The 12,326-nt window shown below is 54.7% G+C and carries 10 protein-coding genes; 5 read left to right on the top strand and 5 right to left on the bottom strand.

Annotated elements, in window-relative coordinates:
• The first annotated feature begins 4 nt into the window (after positions 1-4).
• The 4 genes from nagZ to ABLV78_RS15495 all read left to right on the top strand — a co-directional run bounded on the left by nagZ (position 5) and on the right by ABLV78_RS15495 (position 3,888).
• Positions 5-1,015, top strand: a complete 1,011-nt coding sequence (nagZ, locus tag ABLV78_RS15510; RefSeq protein ID WP_165430639.1) for a beta-N-acetylhexosaminidase — start codon at positions 5-7, stop codon at positions 1,013-1,015.
• Between the two features lie 36 nt (positions 1,016-1,051).
• On the top strand, positions 1,052-1,594 hold the full coding sequence (gene ycfP / locus ABLV78_RS15505) for an alpha/beta hydrolase YcfP (protein WP_047046860.1): 543 nt from the start codon (positions 1,052-1,054) through the stop codon (positions 1,592-1,594).
• Positions 1,595-1,838: 244 nt separating this feature from the next.
• Entirely contained in the window at positions 1,839-3,143 is a 1,305-nt protein-coding gene (locus tag ABLV78_RS15500; RefSeq protein ID WP_015367177.1) for an NAD(P)/FAD-dependent oxidoreductase, read from the top strand.
• Between the two features lie 205 nt (positions 3,144-3,348).
• On the top strand, positions 3,349-3,888 hold the full coding sequence (locus ABLV78_RS15495; RefSeq protein ID WP_052671546.1) for a glycine zipper 2TM domain-containing protein: 540 nt from the start codon (positions 3,349-3,351) through the stop codon (positions 3,886-3,888).
• Between the two features lie 56 nt (positions 3,889-3,944).
• Here the strand turns inward: ABLV78_RS15495 and ABLV78_RS15490 are convergent, their stop codons facing one another.
• The 3 genes from ABLV78_RS15490 to ABLV78_RS15480 all read right to left on the bottom strand — a co-directional run bounded on the left by ABLV78_RS15490 (position 3,945) and on the right by ABLV78_RS15480 (position 7,111).
• Positions 3,945-6,134, bottom strand: coding sequence for a TonB-dependent siderophore receptor (locus ABLV78_RS15490; protein ID WP_047046857.1), 2,190 nt, complete (start codon positions 6,132-6,134; stop codon positions 3,945-3,947).
• A 225-nt stretch (positions 6,135-6,359) separates the two neighbouring features.
• Entirely contained in the window at positions 6,360-6,995 is a 636-nt protein-coding gene (locus ABLV78_RS15485; protein ID WP_045393711.1) for a TetR/AcrR family transcriptional regulator, read from the bottom strand.
• Complete coding sequence (locus ABLV78_RS15480; RefSeq protein ID WP_161801890.1) at positions 6,992-7,111, bottom strand: hypothetical protein; 120 nt, start codon at positions 7,109-7,111, stop codon at positions 6,992-6,994. Before ABLV78_RS15480 ends, ABLV78_RS15485 begins: the two co-directional genes overlap by 4 nt.
• A gap of 133 nt (positions 7,112-7,244) precedes the next feature.
• On the opposite strand from ABLV78_RS15480, the gene bhsA reads away from it, so the two are divergent.
• Entirely contained in the window at positions 7,245-7,502 is a 258-nt protein-coding gene (bhsA, locus tag ABLV78_RS15475; RefSeq protein WP_045375056.1) for a multiple stress resistance protein BhsA, read from the top strand.
• 229 nt (positions 7,503-7,731) lie between these two features.
• Here the strand turns inward: bhsA and ldtC are convergent, their stop codons facing one another.
• Positions 7,732-8,691, bottom strand: a complete 960-nt coding sequence (gene ldtC / locus ABLV78_RS15470; RefSeq protein ID WP_045393713.1) for a L,D-transpeptidase LdtC — start codon at positions 8,689-8,691, stop codon at positions 7,732-7,734.
• Positions 8,692-8,856: 165 nt separating this feature from the next.
• Positions 8,857-12,303, bottom strand: a complete 3,447-nt coding sequence (mfd, locus tag ABLV78_RS15465; protein ID WP_047046853.1) for a transcription-repair coupling factor — start codon at positions 12,301-12,303, stop codon at positions 8,857-8,859.
• Positions 12,304-12,326 lie beyond the last annotated feature (23 nt).

Below are 12,326 nucleotides of genomic sequence, written 5' to 3'. Positions count from 1 at the left end.
GGTAATGTTGGATGTCGAAGGTTTTGAACTGGATGCGGAAGAGCGTGAGATTCTGGCTCATCCTTTGGTTGGCGGCTTAATTTTGTTTACCCGCAACTACCACGATCCGGCGCAATTGCGTGAACTGGTACGCCAAATCCGCGCGGCCTCGCGGAATCATCTCGTGGTGGCGGTTGATCAAGAAGGCGGGCGCGTGCAGCGTTTCCGCGAAGGTTTTACTCGCCTGCCCGCCGCGCAGTCTTTTGCGGCGCTGTTGGGGATGGAAGAGGGCGGTAAGCTTGCCGTAGAAGCCGGTTGGCTGATGGCCAGTGAAATGATCGCTATGGATATTGATATCAGCTTTGCGCCGGTGCTGGATGTCGGCCATATCAGCGCCGCGATCGGCGAACGCTCCTGGCATGAAGACCCGCAAAAGGCGCTGGCGATGGCTCGCCATTTCATTGACGGTATGCATGCTGCGGGCATGAAAACCACCGGTAAACACTTCCCTGGCCACGGCGCGGTGACGGCGGATTCACACAAAGAGACGCCGATTGATCCGCGTCCGGCGGCGGAAATTCGCGCCAAAGATATGGCGGTGTTCAAAAGTCTGATCGATGAACAACGGCTGGATGCGATTATGCCGGCGCACGTGATTTATCCTGATATCGATCCGCATCCGGCCAGTGGTTCCGAATACTGGCTGAAGACGGTGTTGCGCGGCGAGCTGGGCTTTGACGGCGTCATCTTCTCTGACGATCTGTCGATGGAAGGAGCGGCGATCATGGGCAGCTATGCTGAACGTGGGCAGGCATCGCTCGATGCCGGTTGCGATATGATCCTGGTCTGCAATAATCGTAAAGGCGCGGTGAGCGTATTGGATAACCTGTCCCCGATCAAAGCAGAGCGTGTTACAAAATTGTATCATAAAGGTTCATTTACCCGTCAGGAACTGCGAGATTCCGCGCGTTGGCAGACGGTCAACGCACAGCTGGAGGCGCTCCATGCGCGCTGGCAAGAAGCGAAGTCTGCGTAATTAACCTGAAGGGCGTTGTTGTCTGGTGAGGATACGATGATTATCTATTTACACGGTTTTGACTCTAACAGCCCCGGTAACCATGAAAAGGTGCTGCAGCTGCAGTTTATCGACCCTGACGTACGGTTGATTAGCTACAGTACGCTCCATCCAAAACATGATATGCAGCATTTGTTGAAGGAAGTCGACAAAATGCTGCAGCTCACTGCCGACGATCGGCCGCTGATATGCGGTGTCGGGTTAGGTGGCTACTGGGCGGAAAGGATTGGTTTTCTCTGTGATATTCGCCAGGCCGTGTTCAACCCGAATCTGTTCCCTCACGAGAACATGGAAGGGAAAATCGACAGGCCGGAAGAGTATCAGGATATCGCCACCAAGTGCGTGAACAACTTCCGTGAAAAAAATCGCGACCGCTGCCTGGTGGTGCTATCACGCCATGATGAGGCGCTGGATAGCCAACGCTCGGCTGACTTGCTGCATCATTATTACGAAATCATTTGGGATGAAGAACAGACGCATAAATTTAAAAGTCTTTCGCCGCACCTGCAGCGAATAAAGGCTTTTAAGACCCTCGGTTAATCCTGTTTTCACTTATTCAGCCCGCGGCGTGCAAATGCCGCGGGCTTTTTCTTGTCCATAATTGACGTTGTTCGTTTAAAAAATATGCGGTAAAACTTGATGCACATCAATTTTGGTATGACCAATGTTCCGTTCATGCTATTCTCGGTGCTGCTGAATGGTTTCATCGCTGCAACCTATTGTTAACTAAGAGCTATTTGGATAACTTTTAATTAACAATTGGTTAATAATTTTAGGGGGTCTTGTGACTACGCCATTGAAAAGAATCGTTATTGTAGGTGGTGGTGCCGGCGGACTGGAACTGGCTACTCAGTTGGGTAGAAAGCTGGGCCGCAACAAAAAAGCGAAAATTACGCTGGTGGACCGCAACCATAGCCACCTGTGGAAGCCGTTGCTGCACGAAGTGGCGACCGGTTCTCTGGATGAAGGCGTTGACGCGCTGAGCTATCTGGCGCACGCGCGCAACCACGGTTTCCAGTTCCAGCTAGGCTCGGTGGTGGATATCAATCGCGAAGGGAAAACCATTACCCTCGCGGAACTGCGTAACGAGAAAGGCGAGCTGTTGGTTGCCGAGCGTAAGCTGCCGTACGACACGCTGGTGATGGCGCTGGGCAGCACCTCCAATGACTTTAATACTCCAGGGGTGAAGGAAAACTGCATTTTCCTTGATAACCCGCACCAGGCGCGCCGTTTCCATCAGGAAATGCTTAACCTGTTCCTCAAGTATTCTGCAAACCTCGGCGCGAACGGTAAGGTCAATATCGCTATCGTCGGCGGCGGGGCCACCGGGGTTGAGCTGTCCGCTGAGCTACATAATGCGGTGAAACAGCTGCATAGCTATGGCTACAAAGGATTGACCAACGAAGCGCTGAACGTGACGCTGGTCGAAGCCGGCGAACGTATTCTTCCGGCGCTGCCGCCGCGTATTTCCGGCGCCGCGCACAATGAACTGACCAAGCTCGGCGTACGTGTCCTGACCCAGACTATGGTGACCAGCGCAGACGTTAACGGCCTGCATACTAAAGACGGGCAGTTTATTGATGCCGACCTGATGGTGTGGGCAGCGGGCATCAAAGCGCCTGATTTTATGAAAGAGATTGGCGGCCTGGAGACCAACCGCATTAACCAACTGGTGGTTGAGCCAACGCTGCAGACCACCCGTGATCCGGATATTTACGCTATCGGCGATTGCGCCTCCTGCGCTCGTCCGGAAGGCGGCTTTGTACCTCCACGCGCCCAGGCGGCGCACCAGATGGCAACCTGCGCGCTGAATAACATTCTGGCGCAGATGAAAGGCAAAGCGCTGAAACCGTATGTCTACAAAGATCACGGTTCACTGGTGTCGCTTTCTAACTACTCCACCGTTGGCAGCCTGATGGGCAACCTGATGCGCGGCTCGATGATGGTTGAAGGGCGAATTGCGCGCTTCGTGTATATCTCGCTGTATCGCATGCATCAGATTGCGTTACACGGCTATTTCAAAACCGGCCTGATGATGCTGGTGGGGCGTATTAACCGTATTATTCGTCCGCGTCTCAAGCTGCACTAAGCGGCAAGTAATCAGGATAGCGTCATCGCGACGCTATCCTGAAAACACAGCATATCCTTCTGCCTGAATCGCAACTTCCCGTTAGGAATCCTCTGAATCCCCTTGATTTGCCGTAGGTTCCCGCATTTTTCATCCGCTTTCTGATTTGCATACCCCCTGAGCAGAACGCAGAATTGCTAGTAACAGCAATGAAGGAGGAACTCCCGTGAATAAATCAATGTTGGCGGGTATTGGGATTGGCGTTGCCGCCGCGTTGGGCGTCGCCGCCGTTGCCGGTCTCAATGTATTAGATCGTGGCCCGCAATATGCGCAAGTGGTGTCCAGTACGCCAATAAAAGAAAGCATAAAAACGCCGCGTCAGGAGTGCCGTAACGTCACCGTTACCCATCGTCGCCCGGTTCAGGATGAAAACCGTATTGCCGGTTCCGTTCTCGGCGCGGTCGCCGGCGGCGTGATTGGCCATCAGTTTGGCGGCGGTCGCGGTCGTAGCGTGGCAACCGTCGTCGGCGCGCTGGGCGGCGGCTATGCTGGTAACCAAATTCAGGGCTCAATGCAGGAAAACGACACCTATACCACCACCCAGCAGCGCTGTAAGACGGTCTACGACAAGTCGGAAAAAATGCTTGGTTATGACGTCACCTATAAAATCGGCGACCAGCAGGGCAAGATTCGCATGGACCATCAACCGGGGGCGCAAATACCTCTCGATAGCAACGGTCAGCTGATTCTGAATAACAAAGCGTAAAATAGCAGTTTTAAGCGATTAGCCCCTCAATCACTCAGGCTGAGGGGCTTTTTTTATCAGAACGTTAACGCGTAGTTCAGGCCGAAGGTCCGGCCGCGTCCTTTATATTCGTACAGTCCGGCGCTGCCATAGGTTGGACTATACAACAGCGGCGCACGCTGTCCCCAGATGGTGACGTAATCTTCGTTCAGCAAGTTTTCGATGCTAAAGGTCAGTTTACCCACCGGGAGCAGATAGCTACCGATAAAATCGACGGTGTTGTACCCATCAAGCTTATTGCCACTGGCGTCGCTTAAATCAAATACCTGCTGGCTCTGCACACGCAGCGACCACGGGTCCGGCGCCCAGCCGACCCAGGCGGTGGCTTTCGACGGCGAGGCCAGGGTGACGTCCCACTTCTGCCAACTGCCATCGGTTTTAACTTGCGATTTCAGCACGTTGAAGTTAGCGCCCAGACTCCAGTCGCTATCAGGCACGAAGTAGTCCACCGCGCCTTCCACGCCGTAAATGCGACGTTTATCCGATTGCACATCAATGGTCATGTCGCTGCGGTTAACTACGATGGTTTTGTCTGATGTCGAGTAATAAGCGGCAAGCTGCGTGCGCAGGTTGTCGCCGGTGTAGCGCCAGCCCAGTTCCCAGGAGTTAACTTTGATCCCCTGTAGCGGCGAGTCACCGACGTTAACGCTCGAGACCAGCGGCAGATGGCCGTTGACCGCGGCGCCGTAGCTGCCGATACCGTAATATTTGCCCGGATCCGGTAGTTCGACGCCCTGAGAGAAGTTAAACCAGGTCTGCTGGCGTTCGGTAATGTGGGCGACGATCCCGGCATTAAAGAGGAAGTTATCATAATCGGTCTTACCGCCAGGAATGGCATCCGCCGACTGATATTTGCCTTTAGCGACATCCTGCTGCTGCGCGTAGCCGACAAAATCATCGACGCGGTTTTCCGTCCATTGATAGCGCACGCCGCCGCTAAGGGTGAAGATGTCGTTCAGGTCGTAACTGCTTTGCAGGAACGGCGCAAGATTGGTGATGCTGTAGCCAGGATAACGGCCGGTGGTATAGGCAGACTGATTATTCAGGCCGCCGGAAGCCATCGCCTTATCCAGGTCGAAGAACATCTGGTTGGAATTAAAGGTTTCATGGTCGGCGTCAACGCCCCAGGTCAGATCCCATCCCGTTAGCGGCTGGCTGTTGAAGGTGATCTTAGCGCCGTACTGATCGGTATCCTGCTGTGAGGCGGAAAAACTGCTGATTTTACCTTTGCTCAAGGCCGGGAAGGGGTAGAAGGTCAGCGACTCATCGCGGTAGTAAATCTGGCTGACCAGATTCTGGCCGAGGAAGTCGGCGTCGGAATATTGCAGGCTGATCAAATGACGCTCGGTGCCGGGCACGCGATCGGAGTTAAGCCCGTTAGAGGTCCAGGCTTTACTTTCGCCAAGCACCGCCGACATATCTTTGCCCAGATTCAGACCATAATCATCGCCCTGGCTTTTATAGTACTGCGTGACCAGCTGGAGCTGGCGCTGGTCATCGATTTCTATGGTTCCGGTGCCCATCACGTCGAGTCGGTCCGAATGTTGTAAGCCGGTTTGCGTATTATCGAGGATCAGCGCGTCATTGTTGGCGTCATACCAGCCGCCGAAGCGTTGATACGCCACTGATAGACGGCCGGAAGCATGATCGGTACCGCCACTGATGGCCGCCGCCACCCGTTCATCATGATCGTTGCTATTGGCAAAGCCGGTTTTACCACCCAGCTCCAGATCCACCTGGCGTTCCTGCTGGCCCTTTTTCGTGACGATATTAATCAGACCGCCGGTACTGCCGCCGCCGTATAACGATGTGGCGCCGGAAATAACTTCAATATGTTCGATGTTAAACGGATCGATGGCATCAAGCTGGCGGCTATCGGTGCGCGATGAATTGAGGCGCACGCCGTCGATCAGTACCACGATGGCGCGTCCGCGCATGTTCATGCCGTAGTTGGTACGCCCCTGGCTGCTGACATCTATCCCGGGGATCAACTGCGCGAGGACGTCTTTAAACTCTTTACCACCCTGAACCTGTTGCTCAATTTCCTGGCCTTCAATCACCCAGGTGGTTTGCGCCATCTCGGCGACGGTACGGTGGTTACGGTTGGCGCTGACGATGATATCGTCTTCATCGGCGGCCTGCGCGGCAAAGGCAGGCAGGGCGGTGGCCAGCAGCAGGGGATTGAGCAGCCAGAGGCGCTTGTTCATTCGCATTCCTTGATATGAGTTAGTCATTACTGTTGTTATTTTTTTCAGCCACAGGCGCGGCTGTTACAGCGTGAAACATATAGAAAGACAAATGCGAATTTTGCACATATTGATTATCGTTATCAATATCATTTACAACAAATCAACATAATGAAAATATTGAGAAAAGTAAGGGTATTTAGCAGAAGGGGAAAAAACCGGCGAGCGAGGGCCGCCGGTAGGGGATTAAGGTTGCAGGATTTGCGGCCACAGGCGCAGCGTAGTGTCGCTAATTTGTTTCAGGGTGGCGAAATCAGCGCCTTCGCGCGCGCTGATTGACATTCCTTGCAGCACGCAGTTTAAAAACTGCGCCAACTGCAAGACATTGCCCTGCGCAGGGAGTTCGCCGCGCTGCTGGCGCTGCTGTAAAAATTGCGTCAACGTTTGTTCCTGCACCGCGTGCCGCGACTTAATAGTGTTGGCGATATCGGTTGAAGAGGCGGCCAGCGCCGCGGAGGTGTTAATCATAAAACAGCCTGCCGGGGTATCTTTGCTGGTAAAGCAGGTAGCGACAGCGGTGAAATAGTCGCGCAGCGCCTGATCGACGGTTTTTTGGTCATCGAATAGCAGTGCTTCATGTTTCGCGGCAAAGCGGGAGATGTAGCGATCCAGCACCGCGCGGAATAAGCCTTCTTTGTTCACGAACTCGGCGTACAGCGTCGGGGCTTTCGCGCCGGTCGCTTCGACGAGATCGGCAAGCGAAGTTGCTTCATAGCCGTGCTGCCAGAAAAGTGTCATGGCCTTGTCCAGCGCCGCGTCCCTGTCGAACACTTTAGGTCGGCCACGGCTTTTTTTTGCGCAACTTTGAACGTCAGTTGTCATGATGCCGTTGTACCTATGTTGGGTTGTTGAACGGCCATTATAAAAATAAACGTGTCATGCTGCCAGCGGCAGAAGTCCAAAAATAAATAATTCATATATGTATGAAAATTAAGCATTTTATAAATAGTTAAATGATCGTTATAAAAATGAGTTGACCTGTGACATGGATCACATTATCATTTACCTATCGATCGTTAAGTTAATTCTTACGACCCTACTATAAAAATCATCTGCATAGGTATAATAATCATGAAAAACGTCCAAAAACTGGCACTTGCTGCCGTACTGAGCTCACTCTCATTTGCAAGTTTCGCCGCTGTTGAGGTGCAATCCACCCCAGCAGGCCAACATAAAATCGGTACCGTTTCCGCATCCGCCGGCACCAATCTGGGTTCGCTCGAAGATCAGCTGGCTCAGAAAGCCGACGAAATGGGGGCGACCTCTTACCGCATTACTTCGGTAACCGGTCCTAATACCCTGCACGGTACCGCAGTTATCTATAAATAAATGTTGTAACCCCTGTCATGCCACTGACAAAACGCGTTCCTGACCCCCTTCAGCAGAACGCGTGTAGTAAGCAGTAAACGTAGTTCCCTTTGTTATGCCACTCTCGCGACGCGGTCCACACCCCTTCATGGGACCGCGCCCCGCGAAACCTCGTCAGCGAAGCTGGCGATTGCCACAAAAAAACCCGCCGTGCCTGGCGGGTTTTTACTTTCTGCAATTCGCAAATGTATTACAAGGCTTGCTCGGCGGAAAGCTGGTGGTGGGTCACATCGACCGGCATTCCGGAACGCAGCGCCATCGCGCTTTCCATTACCTGCTGATTGGTCTGCGGCGCCTGCTTAAAGTTTTTCATGCTGGCGTTCAGGACGATTGGCAGCGTTTGCGGATCGTCATTGATATGTTCGGAGAGCGGCTGGTGGACTTCCACCAGACGGGTACCGTTTGGTTCTACCGAAACTTTGATAGGTTCGTTGATGATATTCACCCTGGTGCCCGGCGTGATTTTGTTATACAGAGACTTTATATCAGCATCGCGCAGGCGGATACAGCCTGAACTGACGCGCATCCCGATGCCAAAATCGGCGTTGGTGCCGTGCAGTAGATAGACGCCGCCGTAGGCTGCAAGACGAATCGCGTGATGTCCCATCGGGTTATTCGGCCCGGCAGGGACTACGGCCGGCAAATCGATCCCCATCGCTTTATAACGCGCGCGAATGTTGGCGGTTGGCGTCCAGGTCGGGTTGGCGCGCTTATCTGAAACGGTAGTGACCATCGTCGGAGTCAGGGTATCGCCGCCAAGCTGGCCGATACCGATCGGGTAAACGGTCACGCTATTCTGTCCCGGTGGATAATAGTACAGACGCAGCTCGGCGATATTGAGCACCAGACCTTCACGGGGGGCGTCAGGCAGCAGTGTCTGCAGCGGGATGGTCAGCACGCTCCCGGCGCGCGGCACATAAGGATCGACACCGGGATTAGCCTGCAGCAGCGCGAGAAAACCAACGTTGTATTTTTTGGCAATCGCTTCCAGCGACCCGCCGTTATCCTGCACTACATGAAACTGATTCTGCCCGACCAGTCGGCTACCGCTCGGCGGTAACGGCCAGGTATTGGCGCGGGCGGGAAGGGCCAGCGTCGCCGCGAGAGCGAATGCCGTCAGCCAGGTTGAAACACGCGAGATATTTATCATTACCATAATTCCACAATAAACAAACGGTTATTTTTATAAGATAATCAATGTCAATTATGGCGCGGGAGAGTGTTGGGAAATCCAGGTGGATTGCAAAATGTTTGTAAAGTTTGCTAACTGTGACAGGTAAAGAGATGCGGTTTTGACAACCGCATCTCTTCGTTCTCAAGCGGTAGCGTTTTCTTCCAGCTGACGCATAAACTGGCGTACCCAGTCCATGCGCGTTTTACGCTCATCAAGCTCCTGGAAGAATTTGAGCCTTGTCGGCCCATCCAGCCGGTAATGCTGCGGCTGCTTCTGCAATAGACCGATAAGCCAGACCGGATTAACGTTATTTTTCTCGTTAAACTCGATCACGCCGCCTTTTTCATTGCACTCCAGCTTGCGGATCCCCAGCTTTTGCGCCTGCTGGCGTAGGCGCGTGATATCCAGCAAATTACGCGCCGCATCCGGCAATGTACCAAAGCGATCGATCAGCTCGACTTTGATCTCATCGAGATCGTGTTCGTTTTTGGTGCTGGCGATACGCTTATAGAACGACAGACGGGTGTTAACGTCGGGAATAAAGTCATCCGGCAGCAGCGCCGGCATGCGCAGCTCCACTTCCGTCTGCTGGCTGGTGAGATCTTCCAGCGACGGCTCGCGACCCTCTTTCAGGGCATCGACGGCGTTCTCCAGCAGTTCCATATACAGCGAGAAGCCGATGGTTTCCATCTGTCCGCTCTGACCTTCTCCCAGCAGTTCGCCGGCGCCGCGAATTTCAAGATCGTGGGTCGCGAGGGCAAAACCGGCGCCGAGGTCTTCCAGCGACGCGATAGCTTCCAGGCGTTTCTGCGCGTCGGTAGTCATCGCTTTTGGATGTGGGGTGAGCAGCCAGGCGTAGGCCTGATGGTGCGAACGACCCACGCGGCCGCGCAGCTGGTGCAACTGGGCAAGGCCGAAGTGATCGGCGCGCTCAATGATGATGGTATTGGCGGTCGGGATATCGATGCCGGTTTCAATGATTGTCGTACAGACCAGCACGTTAAAACGCTGGTGATGGAAATCATTCATCACCCGTTCCAGTTCGCGTTCGCGCATCTGGCCGTGACCGATGGCAATTCGCGCCTCCGGTACCAGTTCAGCCAGACGATCCGCCGCTTTCTGAATATTTTCAACATCGTTATACAGATAGTAAACCTGACCGCCGCGCAGGACTTCACGCAGGATCGCCTCGCGAACCACCAGCGCGTCATATTCGCGGACAAAGGTTTTTACCGCCAGACGGCGAGCTGGCGGGGTGGCGATAATGGACAGATCGCGCATTCCGCTCATCGCCATATTCAGCGTACGCGGAATAGGCGTGGCGGTCAGCGTCAGGATATCGACGTCCGCGCGCATCGCCTTGATGCGTTCTTTATGACGCACCCCGAAGCGGTGTTCTTCATCGACGATAAGCAGACCCAGGTCGCGCAGCTTGACTTCATTTTGCAGCAGCTTATGGGTACCGATCAGAATATCGATTTTACCTTCTGCCGCCTGTTCAAGTATCTGCGCCTGCTCTTTGGCGCTGCGGAAACGGGATAGCATCTCAATACGTACCGGCCAGTTGGCGAAGCGGTCGCGGAAGTTATCGTAGTGCTGCTGGGCGAGCAGGGTGGTAGGCACCAGCACGGCCACCTGTTTGTGGTTTTCGACGGCGAGGAAGGCGGCGCGCATCGCCACTTCGGTTTTCCCGAAGCCAACGTCGCCGCAGACCAGGCGGTCCATTGCCAGCGGCTGGCACATATCGCTGAGAACGGCGTTAATTGCCTGCGCCTGATCCGGCGTGGTTTCGAACGGGAAACCGTCGCAGAATAATTGATACTGCTCGCGGTCATGCTTAAAGGCGAAGCCTTCTTTGGCCGCGCGCTGGGCGTAGATATCCAGCAGTTCGGCGGCCACGTCGCGCACTTTCTCCGCCGCTTTTTGCCTTGCCCGCGCCCAGGCGTCGCCGCCCAGTTTGTGTAGCGGCGCATTTTCTTCCGCGCCGCCGGCGTAGCGGCTAATCAAATGCAGTGACGATACCGGGACGTACAGTTTGGCGTCGTTGGCGTAGGTCAGCATCAGATATTCGCCTTTGATGCCCCCGGCTTCGAGGGTGGTCATCCCTGCATAACGACCCACCCCGTGTTCAAGATGCACCACCGGCTGTCCGATATGCAGTTCCGCCAGGTTGCGAATGAGCGTGTCGGGGTTAATGGTACGGCGGGAATCCTGACGGCGGCGGGCGACGCGTTCGCCCAGCAGATCGCTTTCGCAAATCAGCGCCAGATTTGCCTGGCTGTCGATAAATCCGTGCTCGGCGGCGCCGATCATCAGGAAGCGACCATTTCCGGTTGCTTCCTGCAGGCGCAATATATGTTTTGGCGCAACTTTGATGCGTGCCAGCATTTCGCACAGCGCCTCGCGGCGGCCTTCGCTTTCCACTGAGAAAATCACCGGGCCGCTGAAGGATTCAAGGAAGCGACGCAGGTTGTCCAGCGGCGCTTTATTTTGCGCCTGAATCGCCAGCTCGGGCAGGGGTTGATAGCCGAGGTTAGTATGAGCGGCTTTCTCCGCCAGACGTTCAGTTTTTAACTGGACCCGCGGCCATTTTTTCAGCTCGCTAAAAAGCTCGTCGCTGCGCAGCCACAGCTGCTCCGGCGGTAGCAGCGGGCGCATCGGATCGACGCCGCGGTTTTCAAAGCGGGCGCGGGTCTCATTCTGGAAACGCTCGGCGCTGTGCTCCAGATCGCCGGTATTCACAATCAGCGTACTGGGCGGGAAATAGCTAAACAGCGGCGGCAGCGGCTCGTTGAAGAACAGCGGTTGCCAGTATTCGATCCCGGCGGGTAGGGTACCTTTGCTCACCTGCTGGTAGATATGTTCCGGGTCGCGCTTCACGTCAAAGCGATCGCGCCACTGGCTGCGGAACAGTTCGATCGCCGCCTGGTCGGTCGGGAACTCATGCGCCGGCAGCAGATTGATGGCCTCGACTTCTTCCAGAGTACGCTGGCTATCAACATCGAATAACCGCAGGCTGTCTATTTCGTCATCAAAGAAATCGAGGCGATAGGGCTGCTCGCTGCCCATCGGGAAGAGATCGAGCAGGGCGCCGCGGGTCGCGTATTCGCCGTGTTCCATTACCTGATCGACATGGCGGTAACCGGCGCTGTCCAACTGCGTGCGTAGCGCATCGCGCGACAGACGCTGCCCTTTTTTCATTACCAGCGCGTGACCGTGCAGATAATTATGCGGGCAGACCTTCTGCATCAGAGTGCTTACGGGAACGATAAGCACTCCGCGCTGCATGGTCGGCAACTGATATAAAGTCGCAAGGCGCGAAGAGATAATATCCTGATGTGGCGAAAAGCTATCGTAGGGCAGGGTTTCCCAGTCAGCGAGGCCGATCACCATGCTATCGGTAAATTGCCTGATTTCATCATTCAAACGCAGGGCGTTTTGCATGTCGGGCGCAACCAGCACCACCGGGCCATGATGGCGTTCGGCCATTTCGGCTACCAGCGTGGCGCAGGCGGCGCCGGTGAGTTCGCCAAGCTGGCGCTGATCGCCGGCTTTGACCGGCAGAGTATAGCGATATTGTTCAGGCATAACGGTTGTCAGGATCCCTTAGC

Source organism: Klebsiella sp. CN_Kp075, assembly GCF_040065055.2.
Taxonomy (GTDB): Bacteria; Pseudomonadota; Gammaproteobacteria; order Enterobacterales; family Enterobacteriaceae; genus Klebsiella; species Klebsiella aerogenes.
This window is presented reverse-complemented; position numbering and strand designations above follow the sequence as displayed.

Coding starts and splice junctions, on each gene's coding strand:
- ycfP (WP_047046860.1), top strand. CDS start 1,052: ATGATTATCTATTTACACGGTTTTGACTCTAACAGCCCCGGTAACCAT.
- ABLV78_RS15485 (WP_045393711.1), bottom strand. CDS start 6,995: ATGACAACTGACGTTCAAAGTTGCGCAAAAAAAAGCCGTGGCCGACCT.
- ldtC (WP_045393713.1), bottom strand. CDS start 8,691: ATGATAAATATCTCGCGTGTTTCAACCTGGCTGACGGCATTCGCTCTC.
- ABLV78_RS15480 (WP_161801890.1), bottom strand. CDS start 7,111: ATGCTTAATTTTCATACATATATGAATTATTTATTTTTGGACTTCTGC.
- nagZ (WP_165430639.1), top strand. CDS start 5: ATGTTGGATGTCGAAGGTTTTGAACTGGATGCGGAAGAGCGTGAGATT.
- ABLV78_RS15490 (WP_047046857.1), bottom strand. CDS start 6,134: ATGAACAAGCGCCTCTGGCTGCTCAATCCCCTGCTGCTGGCCACCGCC.
- mfd (WP_047046853.1), bottom strand. CDS start 12,303: ATGCCTGAACAATATCGCTATACTCTGCCGGTCAAAGCCGGCGATCAG.
- bhsA (WP_045375056.1), top strand. CDS start 7,245: ATGAAAAACGTCCAAAAACTGGCACTTGCTGCCGTACTGAGCTCACTC.